Genomic DNA, 22,309 nt, shown 5'->3' on the forward strand with positions numbered 1-22,309 from the left:
TAGGTTATGATGAGAAAAGAACAATAAAAACTGTAAGATAACCATTCAGATCGCATAACATCATCATATTACGCGGGAATATACAGCGAAAACTCATCACATGACTGATTCTAAGATACGAAGCGACAATATTAACTTATGACTATTTCTGTATTACTTGCCGTATTATTTGCTGCTTTTTGCCATGCTAGTTGGAATGCGCTAGTTAAATTTGGTAATGATCGATTATTTGGTCTGCTTATCATTGCTTTCTTTTCAGGCTTGCTATCAGCGCCTGCACTATTGTGGGTCGGGTTTCCCCCATCTGAATCAATTCCTTGGCTAGCTTTATCCACTTTATTTCATATTGGTTATACTGTTTTTCTCAGCAAAGCCTATTCAACTGGCGATTTAAGTCAAATTTATCCAATATCGCGCGGTACCGCACCACTTATGGTGGCAGCTCTGAGCATCATTATTTTTAATCATCCTCTATCTCTAAGCGAATTGGCCGGTATTTTATTGATTATCACCGGCGTATTGTTGATTGCTTTAGTAGGTAAAGAGCGACAGCTGAATATTAAAGGAAAAGCATTAATTTATGCTCTAATTACCGCCTTATTTACCGCCTGCTATACATTAGCCGATGGACAAGGTGCGAGAGCAGGCGATTCGCCACTTAGCTATACACTGTGGCTATTTTTTATCAATGGGCTAGTTTTGATTATTCCTGCAATAATTAAATACCGAACCACACTGCTGAAGGGATGTCGCCGTTATTGGAAAATAGGGATATTCGGTGGATTAATGCAATTAATGAGTTATGGCATTGTTATTTGGGCTATGAGTAAATCGTCAATTGTTTTAGTTGCCGCTTTAAGAGAAACCAGTGTGTTATTTGCGATGTTTTTATCTATCGTCTTTCTGAAAGAACATTTTAGCCGTACACGCATAATCGCCTGCGTGGTTATTCTGGGCGGTGTATTACTAGCTAAAATGAGCCACTGATCATTTCTCCTCCTAATCGCCTTTCTATTAAAAATAATAACGCCCATATTACTCTCATAATATGGGCGTTATTTTTAACTAGAATACAGCTAAGCTATGATGATAAACGACAGAAAAATTATTTATTGGTTAAATCATCAAAGAATTTTTTCACGCTATCTAAAAAGCGTTTTGAACGCGGGCTATTTTTTTCGCCACTAGTCCCGCCTAAAGATTCGCCTAATTCTCGTAATAATTCTTTCTGTTTTTCGTTGAGTTTAACCGGTGTTTCTACCACGATATGGCACATCAAATCTCCCTGATGTCCACCACGGACAGATTTCACACCTTTATTCTTCATACGGAAGATTTTGCCTGTTTGCGTTTCTGCTGGGATCTTAAGTTTTACTCGACCATCCAGCGTTGGTACTTCAATTTCACCGCCTAATGCAGCCACAGTGAAATTAATCGGCACTTCGCAATGCAGGTTATTATCATCCCGCTCAAAAATATGATGAGGTAAAACTCTTACCTGTACATATAAATCACCCGCTGGTGCGCCATTATCTCCGGCTTCACCTTCGCCACTTAAGCGAACTCTATCTCCAGTATCAACGCCCGCTGGGATCTTAACGGATAAGGTTTTATATTTCTCAACTCGACCATGCCCATGACATTTGTTGCACGGCTCTTTAATAATTTTTCCACGACCATGACAAGTTGGACAAGGCTGCTGAACCGAGAAAAATCCTTGGCGCATATGAACTTGGCCTGCACCATGACAGGTAGAACAAGTCTCAACATCAGTACCCGGTTTCGCTCCATTACCATGACAAACATCACAAGTTTGTAATATAGGAATACGGATCTCTTTGGTCACCCCACGAACAGCTTCTTCTAGTGTTAAGTCGATGTTGTACTGAAGATCAGATCCACGACTAGAACGTTGCTGACGGCGTCCTCCGCCGAATATATCGCCGAAGACGTCACCAAAAACATCGCTGAAATCAGCGCCACCGCCGAAACCACCACCGAAGCCACCGCCGCCTCCGCCCATTCCACCTTGCTCAAAGGCTGCATGACCATATTGGTCATAAGCGGCACGTTTTTGTTCGTCAGAAAGGACTTCGTATGCTTCCTTGATTTCTTTGAATTTTTTTTCAGATTCGTCTTTATTACCCTGATTACGATCAGGATGATATTTCATCGCTAAGCGCTTATACGCTTTTTTGATCTCTTGATCTGTCGCAGTTTTAGAAAGACCTAAAACTTCGTAAAAATCTACTTTTGCCATTTAATTTACCCTTAACATACGCACACGGGCGAAGAGTTTCCTCAACGCCCGTGTCCGGAATTCAGCAACTGATAAGATAATTCCCTATCGGGTCACTGCGCCCGCTAAGGGCCTTATTTTTTGTCTTTGTCGTTAACTTCTTCAAACTCTGCGTCAACAACATCATCATCTTTTTTAGCTTCTGCGCCTGCATTTGCAGCACCCGCTTGAGCTTGCTGCTGAGCCATTTCCATCAGTTTAGATGAAGCTTCTACCAGCGCTTGAATTTTCGCTTCGATTTCTGCTTTATCTTCACCTTTTAAAGAGGCTTCCAGTTCAGATAAAGCTTTTTCGATTTTCTCTTTATCTTCTGCTGGCAATTGCTCACCGGCTTCTTGAATTTGTTTACGTGTACCATGAACCAGTTGGTCAGCTTGGTTACGCGTTTGAACCAATTCTTCAAATTTACGGTCAGCTTCAGCATTGGCTTCCGCTTCATTTACCATTTTCGCGATTTCTTCTTCGTTCAGACCAGAAGATGCTTTAATGGTAATTTGTTGCTCACGACCACTATTTTTATCTTTCGCAGAAACATGCAAGATACCATCAGCATCAATATCGAAAGTAACTTCGATTTGAGGCATCCCACGAGGCGCAGCTTGGATACCATCCAGATTAAACTGACCCAGTGATTTGTTATCACTTGCACGTTTACGCTCACCTTGCAGCACGTGAATAGTTACTGCTGATTGATTATCTTCAGCGGTAGAGAACACTTGGCTGTGTTTAGTTGGGATCGTGGTATTTTTAGCAATCAGAGCAGTCATAACACCGCCCATAGTTTCAATACCTAAAGACAATGGAGTTACGTCAAGTAACAGCACATCTTTAACATCACCCGCTAACACACCACCTTGAACCGCAGCACCAATCGCAACTGCTTCGTCAGGGTTGACGTCTTTACGTGGTTCTTTACCAAAGAAATCAGCAACAACTTTCTGTACCAGTGGCATACGAGTCTGACCACCGACTAAAATAACGTCGTTAATTTCGTTTACGCTTAAGTTTGCATCTTTCAGAGCAACTTTTACTGGCTCCATAGAGCGTTTGATTAAATCTTCTACCAGTGACTCTAATTTTGCACGAGTCACTTTAATATTCATATGTTTAGGACCTGATGCATCTGCAGTGATGTATGGTAAGTTAACATCCGTTTGCTGTGCAGATGATAGCTCAATTTTAGCTTTCTCTGCAGCTTCTTTCAGACGTTGCATTGCCAGTGGATCGTTATGCAGATCAACACCTTGTTCTTTCTTAAATTCGTCAACCAGATAGTTAATCAGACGGTTATCAAAGTCTTCACCACCTAAGTGAGTATCACCATTGGTTGCTAAAACTTCATAAGTTTTTTCGCCATCAACTTCATCAATTTCAATAATTGACAGGTCGAATGTACCACCACCTAAGTCATAAACCGCAATAGTACGATTACCGATTTCTTTATCTAAACCGTAAGCTAATGCAGCCGCTGTTGGTTCGTTGATGATACGTTTAACATCTAAACCTGCGATACGGCCAGCATCTTTAGTTGCTTGGCGCTGAGCATCGTTAAAGTAAGCTGGAACAGTAATCACTGCTTCAGTCACTGGCTCACCTAAATAATCTTCTGCTGTTTTCTTCATTTTTTTCAGGATTTCAGCAGAAATCTGTGGTGGAGCTAATTTTTGACCTTTAACATCAATCCATGCATCACCATTATCAGCAGAGATAATTTTGAATGGCATGATTGATTCATCACGCTGAACTTCTTCGTCTTGGAAACGACGACCGATCAGACGTTTGATTGCAAACAGTGTATTTTGTGGATTAGTTACAGCCTGACGTTTTGCTGGCTGACCTACTAAAATTTCACCGTCCTGTGTATAAGCAATTATTGAAGGGGTAGTACGATCGCCTTCAGCATTTTCTAATACGCGCGCATTTGCGCCATCCATAATTGCTACACATGAGTTAGTAGTACCCAAGTCGATACCAATAATTTTACCCATTCTAAACGCCTCCAAAGGAATTCTTTTTATTAAATCTCGTTACCAATCTATATGAGGCTCAATATTTCATTTTCAAGGGAGTTTTTTCTCCAACCTCAAAAAAAATTTCTGTCTATAACAGTGAATGAGACCGATAACTATGGTTGATATAAAAGATGGGGGCATAAATTAATTCATCAAGGGGAAAATTAAAATTTTTTCGGATTTTTTATCAAAAAATACAGCTCATGATCATTGTCTGTACGATTAATTGTACGTATGATGCGCGGCCACGGTAAATCTCGTGGCTCTTTATTTTATTTATATATTTGAAATTATTATTCTTTTTCAGAGGTTATATGCACTCAAGTACGCTTGCGAATCCCGGTCCATTAGGATTACTAGGTTTTGGTATGACAACCATCCTATTAAATATTCATAATGCAGGTTTTTTCCCCCTTGCCTCTGTTATTTTGAGCATGGGAATTTTTTACGGTGGTATAGCTCAAGTTATCGCAGGTATTTTCGAATATAAAAAAGGAAATACCTTTGCTGCGACTGCTTTTACCTCTTACGGTATGTTCTGGCTCACTTTAGTTGGCTTACTATTTTTACCTACAATGGGGCTAGCAGAGCCGACTGAGCCTGCATTTTTAGCAGTCTATTTGCTAATTTGGGGAATTTTCACTCTGTTTATGTTTGTTGGCACACTTAAAGCTAACACCGCTTTGCAATTTGTCTTTGGGAGCTTAACTATTCTGTTTGCTCTGCTGGCGATTGCTAATTTTACCGGCAGTGAGTCATTATTAAAAATTGCTGGCTATGTTGGAATTATTTGCGGAGCAAGTGCATTTTATTTAGCAATGGCTGAAGTATTAAATGAACAATACGGGCGTACTGTATTGCCTATTGGCCAACGCTAGTTATATATTTGGATTAATCAGGTGAATTCAATCACCTGATTAATTTTTATACCTAAATTAACGAATCGCAGATTTTGGTCGAAAGGCTGTTACAATCTTTGGATTAGTTTCTACATAAGGGCCATCGAGTAATTGAATACAATAAGGAACGCTAGCAAAAATACCGGCTACAATCACCTCACCTTGCTGATTTTTCAATCCTTCCAGTGTTTCCGCAATAGCTTTAGGTTGTCCAGGTAAATTCAATATCAATGATTGATGGCGAATGACGCCAACCTGACGAGATAAAATAGCCGTCGGAACAAACTTCAAGCTAATCTGCCGCATTTGTTCGCCAAATCCAGGCATTTCACGATCAGCAACAGCCAAAGTTGCATCTGGGGTGACATCTCGCCTCGCAGGCCCGGTTCCCCCAGTAGTTAATACTAAATGACAGCCAAATTCATCAACCAACTCACATAATGTTTGTTCAATCAGCGATTGCTCATCTGGGATTAAACGGGTTTCTACGCTAAATGGTGTCGTTATCACCGTAGATAACCAATTTTCTAGTGCGGGGATCCCTTTATCTTCATAAATACCATTAGAAGCACGATCGGAAACCGAAACCAGACCTATGCGCAACTCATTCATACCAACCTCTAATTAACTCGCGGGATAGCTCAAATTCAAAAGATATTCAGGGGCGAGCACTCTCGTCTCACCGCTTTTCTATGGGCTAAATAGTATCATGAGGGTCATTAAAGTTGCAGCGTTATCCTATGTTATCGTATAACTTCCCCCGATTATTTGTCAGGATTTATACCCCATAAATTAACGTGAATTTTTATTTAACGCTAACTCTGGTTTAACAATGATATAAAAATAAACCGGTGATCATCCTAAATTCACATTCATATGGATGATAATTAAATTAGACTATTATCAACACTCGCTAAACGTAAAAAAGACCGCCCTTCTCAGGTGCAGTCTTTTTATCAATTAATATCTTATCTGTAAGATATTATTAAATATAATCTCTAATTACTTACAGTAAATCAGCGATCATTTTTTCCAGTTTTTCTTGGTCGATGGCAAATTTACGGATACCTTCCGCTAGTTTATCAATCGCCATTGGATCTTGATTATGATCCCAATAGAATTCCGCTTCAGTTAATGGTGCAGGAAGCTGCTTGGTTTTGCCAGCATCAGTCAATTTACGTACCACTTCACCTTGGCTTTCTGACAATTCTTTCAGCAATGCTGGAGCAATAGTCAAGCGGTCACAGCCCGCTAGCTCTAAAATTTCACCACTGTTACGGAAGCTTGCGCCCATAACAACCGTTTTAAAGCCATGTTCTTTATAGAAATTATAAATTTCAGTTACAGAAATAACACCTGGATCTTCCTGTGGTGCGTATTCTTTTTTATCACTGTTAGCTTTATGCCAGTCCAGAATACGGCCAACGAATGGAGAGATCAGGAAAACACCAGCTTCTGCACAAGCACGCGCTTGAGCAAAGGAGAACAATAAGGTCAGATTACAGTTGATACCTTCTTTTTCCAGTTGTTCTGCAGCACGAATACCCTGCCAAGTTGAGGCCAATTTGATCAGAATACGGTCGTTGCTAATACCCGCTTCATTATACAGTTTAATTAAACGACGAGCTTTAGCGATACACGCTTCGGTATCGTATGACAGACGCGCATCCACTTCAGTTGAAACACGACCAGGGACTAATTTTAGGATTTCTAAACCAATATTGACTGCAAGTTTGTCGCACGCATCAATAATTTGTTGAGCACGATTATCACTTTGCTTACGTGCCCATTCTACCGCTTCATCGATAAGTTTACGGTATTCAGGAATTTGTGCAGCATTAAGGATAAGAGATGGGTTAGTTGTCGCATCTTCAGGTTTATAAAGCTTCATCGCTTCAATATCGCCAGTATCTGCAACTACGGTGGTTAATTTACGTAAGGAGGTTAATTTATCGGTCATTTCTTATAATCTCGTTGTTATAGATGGAGTTGAGGCAAATGCCGTACCGTTCATTGATAATAACACGGACGTAGTTAGCTGCAAGGAGCTTAATCATTTCAAACTCAACTATTTGATTAGCAAACGATTTCGCTAGTGAAATTAAAACTGAATCCATTAAGCCATCATAATAGAATAAGACGAATATGATTAAAATGTTAATCATTTTTTCTTATTTCAGCTATTAACCTTTTTGCATTAAATTTTGTTACAGTAAATACAATATTGTCTTACAGGGATTAATTTTTATGCTGATTACTATTTCGCCTGCAAAAACATTGGATTATGAAACACCTTTAGTGACAAAAGAGTTTACACAGCCTGAATTACTCGAACAGTCACAGCAGCTTATTGATATATGCCGACAGCTAACACCTGCCGATATCAGCCATTTAATGAAAGTGAGTGATAAAATTGCCGGATTAAATGCAGCTCGCTTTGGCGAATGGCAGCCTAATTTTACACCAGAAAACGCTCGCCAAGCTATTCTGGCTTTTAAAGGTGATGTTTATACGGGTATGCAAGCTGAAACTTTTAGTTCTGCAGATTTTACTTTCGCACAGCAGCATTTAAGAATGCTATCTGGCCTATATGGTGTTTTACGTCCACTAGATTTAATGCAACCTTACCGTCTAGAAATGGGAACACGACTTAAAAATCAACGTGGTAAAGATCTGTACGAGTTTTGGGGCGATATTATTACACAGCAACTAAACCAAGCTATTAGACAGCAAGGTGATAATATCTTAATTAATTTAGCCTCAGATGAATATTTTAAAGCCGTTAACCAAAAACAACTGGAAGCCACAATTATCAAGCCGGTATTTCTTGACGAGAAAAATGGACAATTTAAAGTCATCAGCTTCTATGCTAAAAAAGCTCGAGGATTGATGAGCCGCTTTATTATTCAAAATCAGTTAACTACCGTAGATCAGCTGACTGAATTCAATCTTGAGGGCTATGTTTTTGCCGAGTCTGCATCACAAGATAATGAATTAGTGTTTAAACGCGCTGAGCAGTTTTAATTTCAGCAAATCACGCTATCTGACGATCCTATCTCGTACTATAGGCTATGAGGTATGCACAATACACTATATGCTATAAACCATAAAAAAACGGAAGCATTTAGCTTCCGTTTTTACTAATTATTTATTCGCAACTTTCATCAAAAAATCACGTAACTGGCTAAAATCAGCCGGTAAATAATGTGACAATAATGGCAATTCAGCGCGCTCCGCCAATGCCTGTGGCAACGGTAATGTTTTGTTCAAAATAGCTTCTACGCTCTCTTTGAACTTGGCAGGGTGAGCTGTTCCTAAGAATAATCCATATTCGCCAGCTTGCAGTTGATTACGCAGAACATGATAAGCGACCGCAGCATGTGGCTCAGAAAGATAACCTTTTTTATCTAGCTCACGTACCGTTTCTTTTGTTACTTCATCAGTAACTGCGCCATGAGCTAACTCACTCAATGACCAGCCTTTGCGCTGGAATAACTCTTCAATACGCGGCCAGTTGTTCGGTTGGCTAACATCCATGGCATTGGATAATGTCGCTACGGTTTGATGTGGCAGCCATTTTCCATTTTCTAAATAACGCGGCACAGTATCATTAACGTTAGTCGCTGCAATAAAGCGTTTAACAGGTAAACCCATGGCTTTAGCTAATAAGCCCGCGGTTAAATCACCAAAATTACCACTTGGAACTGAAATAACTAACTGTTCACGTTTATCTTCAGCTATTTGTGAGACAGCTTCAAAGTAATAACAGATTTGCGCTAATAAACGACTGATGTTAATAGAGTTAGCTGAGTTTAGATGTACCGCTTTCTTTAGTTCTTCATCATCGAACGCTTGTTTCACTAACGCTTGGCAAGCATCAAAATCATCTTTAACTGCTACGGTGTGGATGTTTTCACCCAGCGTACAGAATAATTTTTCCTGTAATGGGCTAATTTTGCCCTCAGGGTAAAGGATCACAACACGAACGTTATTTAAGCGATAAAACGCATGTGCTACCGCGGCTCCAGTATCACCTGATGTGGCGGTTAAAATTGTTACCGGCTCATTACCCGCAACTTGTGTCAGCATTTGAGCCATAAAACGGCCACCAAAATCTTTAAATGCTAATGTAGGTCCATGATATAGCTCTAGACTCGCCACATCATTCTCAACTTCAACCACTGGCGCAGGAAAAGCAAACGCAGTTTTAACTCGCTCAGCTAATTGCTCCGCAGGAATTTCATCGCCAATAAAAGCAGATAGAATGCGGCTACTGCGTGTGACAAAATCTAATTTTAATAATTGATTAATTTCATCACGGCTGAATTCTGGCAGATCTTGAGGAAAAAACAGCCCTTGTTGTCTGCCTAACCCTTGTTTAACCGCCTGCGCAAAACTGACTTGTTCACTATTATCTTTTAAATTATACAGTTTCATTATTTACCCTATTGTCCTTGCGCCTGCGAGATCCAGACGGCAGATATGCACAAATCCTTCATCATTTTGAACGTAATTTTGTTCCAGCCACTCAGCCATTGTTTCAGCGGTTTGTTGATCATTACAAATAGCAAATAATGTCGGCCCTGAACCAGAAATCCCACAAGCCAATGCACCAATTTCACGTGCGGCTTCTCTTGCTTGTGCAAACCTTGGCAATAATTGAGTTCGGTATGGCTCGGCAACCACATCTTTAATCATGCTTACGGCTAATTCTGGCTGCTGAGTATGACAAGCATGAATAAAACCGGATAAATAACGCCCATGATTAATAATATCTTTACGCGAATAGCTGTCTGGTAAAATTGCACGCGCCTCTGCCGTGGAAACTTTAATTCCAGGATAAGCCATAACCCAGTACCACTGTTCGAAGGCTGGTACAGGTTGTGAAATAATTCCATTTTGTTCGAGGATCAGCTGTAAACCGCCCAAATAACATGGAGCCACATTATCGTAATGAACGCTGCCTGAAATTCGCCCTTCAAGTTCACCCATCATTTCTAACAGTATGGTTTCATCAAACGGCTTTCCCGCATACTCATTTAATGCCATTAATCCAGCAACAACGGAACAGGCACTTGATCCTAATCCCGAGCCGATTGGCATATTTTTTTCTAATATCATTTCAACATTCAATGTTTTGCCAAGCCGCTCACAAAATAATTGCCAGCATTGATAAACGATATTGTGTTCAGGTTTTTTAGGGAGTTTACTAACAAAGCGCCCTTCATTTTTTAGTGAGAATCCATCGGCTGATTTGACGGTAACACAGTCACCTAATAACGTGCCATCAATCGGAGAAACTGCTGCGCCCAGCACATCGAATCCGACACTGACATTACCAATTGATGCTGGCGCATAAACTTTAACCACTTTTAAACCCCCAGTTTCCACGATAAAGTACGTAATACATCAGCAAAAACACCGGCTGCTGTGACATCATTACCCGCACCATAGCCTCTCAGTACTAACGGGATGGGTTGATAATAGCGTGTATAGAAGGCTAAGGCATTCTCACCGTTTTTAACTTTAAACAGTGGATCGTTGCCATCTACAGCAACCATTTTAACCTGACAACGCCCTTCTTCAATCATACCAACATAACGCAGCACTTTTTCATCCACTGCTGCTTGGCGAAGTTTGTCTGCAAACTGTTGATCTAATGAAGGCAAACGCGCCATAAATTCAGCAACATCGCCACTGCTATCGAAATCAGCCGGTAATACTGGTTCGATATTAATATCGTCTAATTCTAATTTATAGCCCGCTTCACGGGCGAGGATAAGTAATTTACGCGCCACATCCATTCCCGAAAGATCATCACGAGGATCGGGCTCAGTAAATCCTTTTTCTTTAGCTAATAACGTAGCTTCAGATAACGACATTCCTTCATCTAACTTACCAAAAATAAAGGATAATGATCCTGATAGTATTCCACTAAAATGGACTAATTCATCCCCTGCATTTAATAAATTTTGTAAGTTTTCAATCACCGGTAATCCCGCACCGACGTTGGTATCATAAAGGAACTTACGTTTTGAATGTTCAGCTGCTACGCGCAATTGATGATAATAATCCATGCTCAGAGTATTGGCTTTCTTGTTTGGAGTAACGACATTAAAGCCATCTTTCAAGAAGTTAACGTACTGCTCAGCAATCGCCTGATTAGAGGTACAATCAACAATCACAGGATTCAAGAAGTGATATTCACGCTCTAAACGAATTAAACGACTTAAACTAAACGGCTCAGAAGCTTCTGCCAGCGCAGATGCCCAGTGACTCAAATCTATCCCTTGCATATCTGTCAGCATAGCTTTTGAATTAGCAATCCCACAAACACGCAAATCGATATGTTTTTGGCGTAACCATTGCTGCTGACGATGAATTTGTTCAATCAATGCGCTACCCACGCCACCGACACCAACAATAAAGACTTCAACTACTTGCGCTGTATTAAACAGCATCTGATGGCATAAGCGTACCGCAGTCGTTCCCGCTTCATTAGCAATAACCGCAGAAATAGAACGCTCTGATGACCCTTGAGCTATCGCCACAATATTAATATTACCGCGAGTTAATGCCGCAAAGAAACGGGCTGAAATTCCTTTTAAAGTACGCATTCCGTCACCAACAACCGAAATGATCGACAGCTGTTCCATAACATCCAGCTCGTCTAATAGACCATCTTTTAGCTCCAGATAAAATTCTTCTTCCAATGCTAAACGCGCGCGTTTCAATTCATTTTGTGGCACACAAAAACTGATGCTATATTCAGAAGATGATTGCGTGATTAACACGACTGAGATGCCTTTACGTGACATAACAGAAAAAATACGCGCAGCCATGCCGACCATGCCTTTCATACCGGGCCCGGATACGTTGATCATCGCCATATTACTGAGATTAGTAATCCCTTTAACTGGCGTACTGTCATCTTTTTGTCCATCTCCAATTAATGTTCCAGGAGCGGATGGATTAGTAGTATTTTTGATCAGACAAGGAATTTGGAATTGAGCAATTGGAGCAATAGTGCGGGGATGTAAAACTTTAGCGCCAAAATAAGAAAGTTCCATTGCTTCTTGATAAGACATGCCTTTTAATAATCGGGCATCAGCAACAACTCGCGGGTCACAAGTATAGACTCCATCAACATCCGTCCATATTTCACAGCAATCAGCACGCAAGCAAGTTGCTAATACTGCGGCCGAATAATCAGAACCATTACGACCAAGAACAACTAATTCGTTTTTTTCATTTCCTGCAGTAAATCCTGCCATTAAAATTATATGATCAGCGGGAATATTTAATGCAGAAATACGTTGGGTTGATTCACTTATATCCACTGCCGATTCTAAATAATGCCCTTTTGCTAGTAGACTTTTCACCGGATCTATTACAGTTACTTTATGGCCACGAGCAGTTAATACTGATTCCATGATAGCGATAGATAATTTTTCACCGCGGCAAATAATAGCAGCATTGATGCTGTCTGGGCATTGACCTAGAAGAGAAATACCATGCAGTACTTGTTTAATTTGGGCGAATTCGTTTTCAGTGAGTTTTTTAAGTCGTTCATAATCAAAACCAGGCTGCTTATCGCGTAAGCCCGTTAATAATGTATCGAAGATCTGCTCAGCATCATTCACATGAGTAATGACATCTTTGCCTTCAACTGTTTTTTCAATCATTGCCACCAGATGATTGGTAATTTTTGCCGGTGCAGAAAGCACCAACGCGACCTGTCCATCTTCAAGTTTACTTTCCGCAATCTCGGCAACGTTTAATACCCGTTGATCATTTGCGACTGAAGTTCCGCCAAATTTTAGTACTCGCATGGTATTTATCTCCTGATCCTTGCCTCAAAAAAAAGCCCGCATCTTATTGGATGCGGGCTTTTTTCATTTGTTTTTTAAGATGCGTCAGCCCGCCCCGTTACCTGTGGTTTCGGTGGTGGTTGTAATAATAATGGTTGTCAGGCTGATTGTGCGCATAAATTCCTGTCTGTCTATTGAGTCGTTAACTTCTACCCTATACTGGTTAAAGCAATCAGCATAAATTGTCAAATTATTAGCTATTTTCAAGCTCAATATCAATCAACAAATCACAGTAAATATACCAACTTCTGATTTGAAAAAATATTCTTCATCGGCAATATATCAAAAAACCAACACAAACAACTAAGTTAGTTTAAATCACAAAAATATTTAACTTTAATTTAATTTTTGATAACTTAAGCACATTAGTGTTCAATTAGTAACCATGAAATAGCACCCTAGAATAGAATCAAAAAATCAAAATTTCACACTCGTTAGCTCTACTTTTATGATAAAATTTATATTTATTTATCATAATTTACACATCGAAAACGTTGTTAACGTGCTACAATTAATTTTGATATGTATCAATAAAAGTTATTTTTTTAGGTGGTAAATGCAGTATTAGCTGTTATATTGCTGTTAACAAAACCATGTCATTAAATATCTCTATTTATCTTTACTTCCTATAGAATAAAATATAGTAGTATTCAATGCATTGATGTTTTGTAATACAAGATTAATAACTTATGTCAGGTTTTTGGTTCCCAAAAAGAATAAATAACTCATTCACTAAAAACATAACTTAAGTCTACGATTTCTATTTTTAAATATTTAGGTAGCAACTATGCAAACCCCTCACATTTTAATTGTTGAAGACGAGATTGTCACACGCAATACACTCAAAAGTATTTTTGAAGCAGAAGGATATATTGTTCACGAAGCTACTGATGGCGCAGAAATGCACAATGTATTATCTGATCATGATATTAATCTGGTCATTATGGATATTAATTTACCCGGTAAAAATGGTTTATTGCTGGCTCGTGAATTACGTGAACAAGAAAGCATTGCATTAATGTTTTTAACTGGCCGTGATAACGAAGTTGATAAAATTCTTGGCCTAGAAATTGGTGCTGATGATTACATTACTAAGCCGTTTAATCCTCGCGAATTAACTATTCGCGCACGCAACTTGCTTTCTCGTACTATGAATTTAGCGGGTAACAGCGAAGAACGTCGCCAAGTGGAAAGCTATAAATTTAATGGCTGGGAATTAGACATTAACAGCCGTTCATTAGTTAGCCCAGCTGGCGAGCACTATAAGCTGCCACGCAGTGAGTTCCGTGCCATGCTGCATTTCTGTGAAAACCCGGGCAAAATTCAAACTCGTGAAGAACTGCTGAAAAAAATGACTGGCCGTGAGCTTAAACCTCATGACCGTACTGTTGATGTGACTATTCGTCGTATTCGTAAGCATTTTGAATCAACACCAGACACTCCAGAAATCATCGCGACTATTCACGGTGAAGGCTATCGTTTCTGTGGTGATTTAGTCGAATAATATTTGGCTAAATAATTTTGGTATTAAAATAACCGACGCTGACATAACAAGCGTCGGTTATTTTTTTTATTCAGATTTAATGCCAAGGAATGATCGGCACAGCACTTAATGCGTTGTCCGGAGAGCCTTCAATAATTTTATCTGAATAAGTAAGATAAATCAGAGCATTGCGTTTATCATCATAAAAACGTACTACCTGCAATTTTTTGAAAACTAAGGATGTCCGTTTTTGAAATACCACTTGTCCTTTTTTAGGCGAGCGTTTAACCCGATCGGTTAATGTAATCGGCCCAACCTGCTGACAAGAAATCGCTGCATCGGCAGTATCTTCGGCTAAACCAAGCCCGCCTTTTATTCCGCCAGTCTTTGCTCGACTAATATAACAAGTGACGTTCTCAACATCAGGATCATCAAATGCTTCGACTACAATCTTATGATCTGGTCCAAATACTTTAAAAACAGTATCAACAGAGCCAACAACTTCAGCATAAGAAATAGCTGGCAGAGCACTTAATATCACTGCTAAAAATAAGTTTTTTACATGAAGCAATCGCATACTGTTTTCTCTCTAAATATTTTTTAGCCGAATATCCAGCAGATAAATAACGCAGTAAATAATAACCCACTGAACAATAGTATAGAATTAAACGTATTTACTATAAACGAAAAAGCTAACTTGATATAGAATAGCGGTTTGTTAATCACCTATATCAATTTTTCAGGTCTAATTGACTAGGAATATATATGGATCAGACCAACATTATTCGTGATCTTCTCCGCTGGTTGGATGAAAATCTAGACAAACCCCTTTCACTAGATAATGTCGCAGCTAAAGCGGGATATTCCAAATGGCATTTGCAACGAATGTTCAAAGAGATCACTAATCAAGCGATTGGTTCCTATATCCGTGCTAGGCGTCTTTCTCGTGCAGCTGTTGCATTAAGGCTTACTAGTCGTCCAATTTTGGATATCGCTTTGCAGTATCGTTTTGATTCTCAACAAACCTTTACGCGCGCTTTTAAAAAACAATTTGATATTACACCGGCATTATACCGTCGTAATGAGGAGTGGTGTGCCACAGGTATTTGTCCGCCGATTATTCTCGATGAGCGCCCTCATGCTGAACCTGAGTTTGTTAATTTACCTGAAAAACAATTACTTGGTTTCGAACAAAGTTGCAGCTATGCCTTAGAAGAATGGTCGACGGCCTGCTCTAAAATGCGCCATGATTTTTGGCATTATTATTTAAGTCATACTACCGTCGTTCCTACAGAAGTTTTTGGTTTACATCATGTAGTGCATAATTCAGAGCATGATGATGACCAAACAGTATTTTATACCACAGCGGTAGAGCCTAAAAATGCAGATTTGAATAATGATAAATACCGAGGAATTAATTTACCGGGCGGTGATTATGTAAAATTTGGTTTTAGAGGGGAAGCCACACGCCAGAATCTGCAAGAATTTTTGCATATGATTTATGGTGTGTATTTGCCACAACTAAAATTAACTCGTCGGTCGGGCTATGATATTGAACATTATATTTTAAAACCACTGTCTCCTGAAGATATGGAGAATACTGATCCTAAACATCATATCGCGGCTTTTGATTACTATGTGCCAATAAAAGTGCCAATAAAACAGTACCAATAAAGCGGTTATAGTAGAATGAAATGTATCGATGAAAATGCCTTTATCAAGAAATACCGCTTATAAAAGAGGCATCCATTCAAAAGTAGCGTTCAAAAATAGCATACGTAGTTAAAATATAAATAATATCATCAACTACTGATGTTTTAGGCCGAGTTCTATCAACAAAAATCGGCCTGAAACATCACATTAGCGTATAAAATCATTTACGCTTGCTGTTCATCCAGTGCTGGCTGGGTTAAATGTGTCACTTCACCTGCCGTTTCAACAATCCAACCATTTGCTAACCACGGGCTATTTTGATAATCAACACGCGATATTGAACAGTTACGTAAACGCAAACGACGTTCCGAATGCGCTGGAACTCCGAGAATTCGGCTAAGTAATGCGCTTAATGCAATCCCATGACTGACCAATAATGGGCGGCTTCCCTCGGGTAAATTACGGCAGTTTTCTAATGCCGCAAACATACGAGTAGCCAACTCATTCATTGATTCACCTTCAGGAATTCGCCCATCAGGCGTACCATCAATCAGGCTTTTACGCCATAATTCTTCGGTTTCAGTGAGAGAATCGATATCGCGTTGCTCTAGCACCCCCATATTTAATTCACGTAAACGAGGATCGGCAATCACTTGGCAATCACATTGTTGTGCAATTATTTGTGCAGTTTCGCGTGTGCGCCCCATATCACTAGTGATAATATGCGTTATACCTTCGGATTTTACTCTTTCCGCAACCTGCCTGGCCTGTTGTTTCCCGGTTTCAGTTAAAGGACTGTCGGACTGACCCTGAATACGGCGAGCCACGTTCCATTCGGTTTCGCCATGGCGAACAAGATAAACCTGTAACATAGATTTGTTCCGTAATTACTTCGCGATATATGTTCAAAGGAAAAATAATTAATGTATCAAGTTATAGCTGCAACGACTAATCCTGCCAAAATAAAAGCGATTACCCTTGCTTTCGATGCTGTATTTGGACCAGGCAACTATCAAATTGAAGACATCAACGTCGATAGCAGCGTTCCACAACAACCTCTCGGTAATAATGAAACGCGCACAGGCGCAAGACAACGCGTAATGGCGTCACGTCAAGTTCGCCCTGAAGCTGACTTCTGGGTGGGAATTGAAGCAGGGGTTGATGAAGATATGACTTTTGCTTGGATTGTCGTCGAACATAAACAAATTCGAGGAGAATCACGTTCTGCAAGTTTAATGATACCAGAAAAAATCCTAGCAGGAATTCGTGAAGGTCGCGAGCTAGGTGATGAAATGGCAGATTTAACCGGAATTGATAATATCAAACAGCAAGGTGGCGCAATAGGATTCTTCACCAATGGTTTATTAACCCGCACAAGCGTATACCAACAAGCGCTGATACTTGCACTGGTTCCCATCAAGCATGAAATTTATAAAGAGCTTAACCAGATAGAAGATTGATTATACCTAAAAAATAAACTAAAAGGGGCATTGTTTGCCCCTTTCTCGTAAAATTTAGCTTAATTCATTGATAAAACTAATTATTTAAGCAACTGTTGTTCTAACCAATTTTTCACGTCTGTCGGTGCTGATTTCAAGCTATTTGAACCACGAGTTATCGTTGCAATCCCGACACCAAGCTCAGACTTTAACTCCCGCTGGCTCATTTCTCCGCGCATTAATTCCTGAATAATACGTACACGAGTTGCTAATGCTGTACGTTCATCAGGAGTTAATAAGAGTTGTAGAACTGGATGCTGTAGATCTTGCTCAAAAGCATGCTGAAGTAACCGGACAAAGCGTTGCCAGTCATCGTTATCATCAGCCATCAGCGCCGGATCATTAAGGTGATTTGCTGCCATGTTATTCCGCCATACTATTCAACTAGTACAAATCATAACATAAAAGCACACAAATCACCGCATTTCCTACTTTAATAACGCATTAACCACTCTGAATTAGTCAGAACATTCGCTTTTTGATGCAAAAAGTTCTTATAAAACAAATCGTAAGCTAATACATTTTTAACATAGCCTCGGGTTTCAGAGAACGGAATACTTTCAATAAATGCCACGGCGTCCAAACGCCCTGCACTATTATTAAGCCAACGATTCACTCGCGATGGACCGGCATTATACGCCGCGCTAGCTAAGATACGGTTATTACCAAACTGTTGATAAACCGACTCTAAATAAGCAGTACCAATTTCGATATTTTTAATCGGATCAACTAACTGACTACTATTCACATAGCCGCTAATCCCTTGAGTATCAACAGTATGCTTTGCAGTAGCGGGCATAATTTGCATCAAACCTGTTGCTCCAACCGGTGAACGTGCCTGAGGATTCCAAGCACTTTCTTGGCGAGCAATCGCCATCGCATAACTTTTATCGATACTTTTATTTTTAGTATAACGATCGAACTCAGCTCCCCAAGCTAATGGAAAACGCTCTTCTAGATGATCCCAAAGTTTGGCACTAATCGTAGCCTGAACGCTTAAATCGGCCCAATTTTGTTGCAATGCATAGCGGGCAAGTTGCTCTTGTTTATTGGCTGGCTGAGTTGAAACTAAATTAATCCATTCATTTCTTGCCTGATTATCCATTTCCCAATACATCAATTCACGAATACGATTAATTTCAGGCAATGAGGCTATACTGCTATCAGGTTGTTCAGCAGCCTTGATATATAAAGGATATGTCAGATTAAGTTGTTGTGCAGCAACCATAGGATAAAAGCCTCGTGACTCCATCAACTTACGTAAAATAGCCTCACCTTCAGCTTTTTTACCTTGATCAATCAACGTCATCGCCAACCAATACTGCCATTCCTCTTTGGTTTTACTTTCTTCAGGCAGTCTTTTCAGCCATTGAGCCACGCCCGGTTTATCATTTAAACCTAATGATAAGCGAACTCGACGCTCCAATAATGATGCAGAATTAGAATTATTAATCACCTCATCGCGCCATTTTTGCTGCTCAGGAGTCACCTCGCCCATATATTGCCAAGCGACAGATTCACTCATTTGTTGACGCTCTTTAGCATTCATTTTTTGCGCACGAGCAATGGTATTAATCGCTTCTCTCGCCTGATCTGGCGATTGACGAGCAAAGCGGCTAAACGCAGCTAACGTAGCTTCGCGAGTAAAATCAGTCGCTGCAGTTTCGCGCGCGAATTGAGTCACCGATGCCGGATTATTTTGCAATTTAATTAAAGCATCAGAAATAGTTTTATAACTCGCCGGTAAGCGCTTGGCCAAATAACTCGCAATTGAGGTATTTCCACTTTTAATTGCTAAGCTAATACGCTGTAAGATCAATTCGGGGGTTAATTGGCCTTCTTTTTCCCAAGCGTCAAATAACTTATCGCAACTTGATGGCATTGAATTTCCATTCAACCAAGCTTCTTCAGCGCCCTGCCAAGCAATTTGTTGTTGCCCTGTTACCCAGTTAGCATAGTAATAATTGCATCTTGCTTCTGCTGGCTTGGGCGCTTCGGGGCTAAAAGCCAATAATGCGGACCATTCTTGACGGCGTGCTAATTCATTGACAAATCGAGCTTTAAGCGAGCGTGCTGGCGGTAAATTAGGATGCGTTGCAATAAAATCATTCACTTGCTTGGCGGAGACAATATCCATATCTTGGGATAATTCACGATACTCTAAATAAGGATATAATGGATAATCCTGTAAAGTTGGCATTAATCGCTCAACTTCATCCATATTTTTAGCATCCCAAGCCTGTTTAATCGCTTGATAACGTTCACGTTGTTGCGAAAGACTGTCTGCCCAACTGGCTGCTGATACCAGCATTACCGCAGCAGGTATCGCTGCTATCCACCACTTATTCATGAAGCACCGCTCCTTATTACCTTGATATTTATACCGTTAACCTAAAAATGATTTCAATTTTTTCGCTAACAACAATAATTATCCATCACTTTATCAAATATTTATCTATTTGCATGTGATTATTCAATACTTTAATACGATGATTAACACTGCTCACCCTAAGTTTACGGCGTTTAACCAGAATAATTTAGCTAATAACAATAAAATACCACATCTCCCATCATCAGCTCATAATCAGTTCTTAGATAAGTTTAAGCACAATCATAAACAAACGACTAAACCCAGCATGATAGATAGGATAAAAGAATAAAAAAGGCTAAACTATCAAGCAAACAAGTTTATCCAATTAGTGATAATCAGGTTATTGCTGATAGCTGATATTGGTTAATCAGTATTCTACTGGCTTAGAATAGTTATAAGTTAAAGAAAGAACTGATAATAATCATAAAATTCATTTAATTAGCGATAGCAAAAACGATAACTTTTAGAAATCATAGGGTATATAAAATTGGCTCAATACGTTTATTCTATGCACCGCGTGGGGAAAGTTGTCCCACCTAAACGGCATATTTTAAAGAACATCTCTTTAAGCTTTTTTCCGGGAGCAAAGATCGGTGTTTTAGGTCTTAACGGGGCAGGTAAATCTACCTTACTGCGCATTATGGCGGGTATCGATACAGATATTGAAGGTGAAGCGCGCCCGCAACCAGGAATTAAAATTGGTTACCTGCCACAGGAACCTAAACTTAATTTAGAACATACCGTACGTGAAGCGGTCGAAGAAGGCGTTAGCGAAGTTAAAAATGCGCTGAATCGTCTGGATGAAGTGTATGCGGCTTATGCAGATCCTGATGCTGATTTTGATCAATTAGCCAAAGAACAAGGTCAATTAGAAGCCATTATTCAATCACACGATGGTCATAATCTGGATAACCAGTTAGAGCGTGCGGCAGATGCACTTCGCTTACCTGCTTGGGATGCCCAAATTAAACATTTATCTGGGGGTGAACGCCGTCGTGTAGCAATTTGTCGTTTACTGTTAGAAAAACCAGACATGCTGCTGCTCGATGAGCCAACTAACCACTTGGATGCTGAATCCGTCGCTTGGTTAGAACGCTTCTTACATGATTATGAAGGTACTGTTGTGGCAATTACCCATGACCGTTACTTCTTAGACAATGTCGCCGGCTGGATCTTAGAGCTTGACCGTGGTGAAGGTATTCCATGGGAAGGTAACTATTCTTCTTGGTTAGAGCAAAAAGATAATCGCTTGGCGCAAGAAGCCTCTTCAGAAGCGGCTCGCCGTAAATCTATCGAGAAAGAACTTGAATGGATCCGTCAAAATCCAAAAGGCCGCCAAGCCAAAGGCAAAGCCCGTTTAGCTCGTTTCGAAGAACTTAATAACGTTGAGTATCAAAAACGTAACGAAACTAGCGAGCTGTTTATTCCACCAGGTCCACGTTTAGGTGATAAAGTTCTCGAAGTTGAGAATCTAAGCAAATCGTATGGCGATCGTATGCTGATCGATAACCTGAGCTTTGCTATTCCTAAAGGTGCGATTGTCGGTATTATCGGTCCGAACGGAGCGGGTAAATCAACATTGTTCCGCATGATCTCCGGTCAAGAACAACCAGATTCAGGAACCATCAGTTTAGGTGACACGGTTAAAGTCGCGTCAGTTGATCAGTTCCGTGATGAGATGGACGACAGCAAAACCGTCTGGGAAGAAGTATCTAACGGCCAAGATATTATGCGTATTGGCAATTTCGAACTGCCAAGCCGCGCTTATGTCGGTCGATTTAACTTTAAAGGAACAGACCAGGGTAAGCGCGTAGGAGAACTTTCCGGAGGTGAACGGGGTCGTCTGCATCTCGCCAAACTGTTACAAGTTGGCGGTAACATGCTGTTATTAGATGAGCCAACCAATGACCTAGATATCGAAACTCTGCGTGCGCTGGAAAACGCCTTATTAGAATTCCCGGGCTGTGCTATGGTCATTTCCCATGACCGTTGGTTCCTTGACCGTATCGCAACGCACATTATTGATTATCAAGATGAAGGTAAAGTCGCGTTCTTCGAAGGTAACTTCACCGAATATGAAGACTTCAAAAAACGCACTCTGGGCGCGGAAGCACTTCAACCACATCGCATTAAATACAAAAAAATGATCAAATAATTATTATTTTGACATCTTGTTGATAAATATAATTAAAACGGCACCTTCTGGGTGCCGTTTGTTGATT

General features: G+C 40.0%; 19 protein-coding genes and 1 other annotated feature. Of the genes, 7 read left to right on the plus strand and 12 right to left on the minus strand.

Features of this window, described 5'->3' with window-relative positions; translation table 11 throughout:
* The first annotated feature begins 138 nt into the window (after positions 1-138).
* Positions 139-987: a DMT family transporter gene (locus MNY66_RS13225; protein ID WP_047255070.1), complete on the plus strand. Its 849-nt coding sequence runs from the start codon at positions 139-141 to the stop codon at positions 985-987.
* A 118-nt stretch (positions 988-1,105) separates the two neighbouring features.
* Here the strand turns inward: MNY66_RS13225 and dnaJ are convergent, their stop codons facing one another.
* Together dnaJ and dnaK are read right to left on the minus strand one after the other, a co-directional pair.
* Positions 1,106-2,260, minus strand: coding sequence for a molecular chaperone DnaJ (gene dnaJ, locus MNY66_RS13230; protein WP_241501059.1), 1,155 nt, complete (start codon positions 2,258-2,260; stop codon positions 1,106-1,108).
* A gap of 113 nt (positions 2,261-2,373) precedes the next feature.
* Positions 2,374-4,287 carry a molecular chaperone DnaK gene (dnaK, locus tag MNY66_RS13235; RefSeq protein WP_047255068.1) on the minus strand — a complete coding sequence of 638 codons (1,914 nt, stop codon included), beginning with the start codon at positions 4,285-4,287 and terminating at the stop codon, positions 2,374-2,376.
* Positions 4,288-4,625: 338 nt separating this feature from the next.
* Between dnaK and satP the strand changes: the two genes are divergently transcribed.
* On the plus strand, positions 4,626-5,189 hold the full coding sequence (gene satP, locus MNY66_RS13240) for an acetate uptake transporter (protein WP_047255067.1): 564 nt from the start codon (positions 4,626-4,628) through the stop codon (positions 5,187-5,189).
* Between the two features lie 57 nt (positions 5,190-5,246).
* Here satP and mog read toward each other — a convergent pair whose 3' ends face one another.
* Positions 5,247-5,822, minus strand: coding sequence for a molybdopterin adenylyltransferase (mog, locus tag MNY66_RS13245; RefSeq protein WP_047255066.1), 576 nt, complete (start codon positions 5,820-5,822; stop codon positions 5,247-5,249).
* A 394-nt stretch (positions 5,823-6,216) separates the two neighbouring features.
* Positions 6,217-7,170 carry a transaldolase gene (gene tal / locus MNY66_RS13250; protein WP_047255065.1) on the minus strand — a complete coding sequence of 318 codons (954 nt, stop codon included), beginning with the start codon at positions 7,168-7,170 and terminating at the stop codon, positions 6,217-6,219.
* Between the two features lie 287 nt (positions 7,171-7,457).
* Here tal and yaaA point away from each other — a divergent pair, with 287 nt between their 5' ends.
* Positions 7,458-8,234, plus strand: coding sequence for a peroxide stress protein YaaA (yaaA, locus tag MNY66_RS13255; protein WP_241501060.1), 777 nt, complete (start codon positions 7,458-7,460; stop codon positions 8,232-8,234).
* Between the two features lie 120 nt (positions 8,235-8,354).
* On the opposite strand, the gene thrC is transcribed toward yaaA, so the two are convergent.
* The 4 genes from thrC to thrL all read right to left on the minus strand — a co-directional run bounded on the left by thrC (position 8,355) and on the right by thrL (position 13,198).
* A complete protein-coding gene (gene thrC, locus MNY66_RS13260; protein ID WP_047255062.1) occupies positions 8,355-9,647 on the minus strand; it encodes a threonine synthase in 1,293 nt (430 codons plus the stop codon).
* Positions 9,648-9,650: 3 nt separating this feature from the next.
* On the minus strand, positions 9,651-10,580 hold the full coding sequence (gene thrB / locus MNY66_RS13265; protein WP_047255090.1) for a homoserine kinase: 930 nt from the start codon (positions 10,578-10,580) through the stop codon (positions 9,651-9,653).
* 2 nt (positions 10,581-10,582) lie between these two features.
* Positions 10,583-13,042, minus strand: a complete 2,460-nt coding sequence (gene thrA / locus MNY66_RS13270; protein ID WP_241501061.1) for a bifunctional aspartate kinase/homoserine dehydrogenase I — start codon at positions 13,040-13,042, stop codon at positions 10,583-10,585.
* Between the two features lie 25 nt (positions 13,043-13,067).
* Positions 13,068-13,191 (minus strand) — a sequence feature (Thr leader region).
* Positions 13,127-13,198 carry a thr operon leader peptide gene (gene thrL, locus MNY66_RS18075; protein ID WP_353938184.1) on the minus strand — a complete coding sequence of 24 codons (72 nt, stop codon included), beginning with the start codon at positions 13,196-13,198 and terminating at the stop codon, positions 13,127-13,129. Its footprint overlaps the feature before it by 65 nt.
* Positions 13,199-13,868: 670 nt before the next feature.
* Between thrL and arcA the strand changes: the two genes are divergently transcribed.
* On the plus strand, positions 13,869-14,585 hold the full coding sequence (arcA, locus tag MNY66_RS13275) for a two-component system response regulator ArcA (protein ID WP_047255060.1): 717 nt from the start codon (positions 13,869-13,871) through the stop codon (positions 14,583-14,585).
* Between the two features lie 76 nt (positions 14,586-14,661).
* Here arcA and creA read toward each other — a convergent pair whose 3' ends face one another.
* Complete coding sequence (gene creA / locus MNY66_RS13280; RefSeq protein ID WP_047255059.1) at positions 14,662-15,141, minus strand: protein CreA; 480 nt, start codon at positions 15,139-15,141, stop codon at positions 14,662-14,664.
* Positions 15,142-15,329: 188 nt separating this feature from the next.
* Here creA and robA point away from each other — a divergent pair, with 188 nt between their 5' ends.
* Complete coding sequence (robA, locus tag MNY66_RS13285) at positions 15,330-16,238, plus strand: MDR efflux pump AcrAB transcriptional activator RobA (protein WP_047255058.1); 909 nt, start codon at positions 15,330-15,332, stop codon at positions 16,236-16,238.
* Positions 16,239-16,441: 203 nt separating this feature from the next.
* On the opposite strand, the gene gpmB is transcribed toward robA, so the two are convergent.
* Entirely contained in the window at positions 16,442-17,089 is a 648-nt protein-coding gene (gene gpmB, locus MNY66_RS13290; RefSeq protein WP_047255057.1) for a 2,3-diphosphoglycerate-dependent phosphoglycerate mutase GpmB, read from the minus strand.
* 51 nt (positions 17,090-17,140) lie between these two features.
* On the opposite strand from gpmB, the gene yjjX reads away from it, so the two are divergent.
* Positions 17,141-17,677: an inosine/xanthosine triphosphatase gene (yjjX, locus tag MNY66_RS13295; protein WP_047255056.1), complete on the plus strand. Its 537-nt coding sequence runs from the start codon at positions 17,141-17,143 to the stop codon at positions 17,675-17,677.
* A gap of 80 nt (positions 17,678-17,757) precedes the next feature.
* Here yjjX and trpR read toward each other — a convergent pair whose 3' ends face one another.
* Both trpR and sltY read right to left on the minus strand, forming a co-directional pair.
* Positions 17,758-18,078: a trp operon repressor gene (trpR, locus tag MNY66_RS13300; RefSeq protein ID WP_241501062.1), complete on the minus strand. Its 321-nt coding sequence runs from the start codon at positions 18,076-18,078 to the stop codon at positions 17,758-17,760.
* 71 nt (positions 18,079-18,149) lie between these two features.
* Positions 18,150-20,066: a murein transglycosylase gene (gene sltY, locus MNY66_RS13305; RefSeq protein WP_241501063.1), complete on the minus strand. Its 1,917-nt coding sequence runs from the start codon at positions 20,064-20,066 to the stop codon at positions 18,150-18,152.
* Between the two features lie 508 nt (positions 20,067-20,574).
* Here sltY and ettA point away from each other — a divergent pair.
* A complete protein-coding gene (gene ettA / locus MNY66_RS13310; protein ID WP_047255053.1) occupies positions 20,575-22,242 on the plus strand; it encodes an energy-dependent translational throttle protein EttA in 1,668 nt (555 codons plus the stop codon).
* Positions 22,243-22,309 lie beyond the last annotated feature (67 nt).

Origin of the sequence: Moellerella wisconsensis, from assembly GCF_022592395.1 — a bacterium.
GTDB lineage: Bacteria > Pseudomonadota > Gammaproteobacteria > Enterobacterales > Enterobacteriaceae > Moellerella > Moellerella wisconsensis.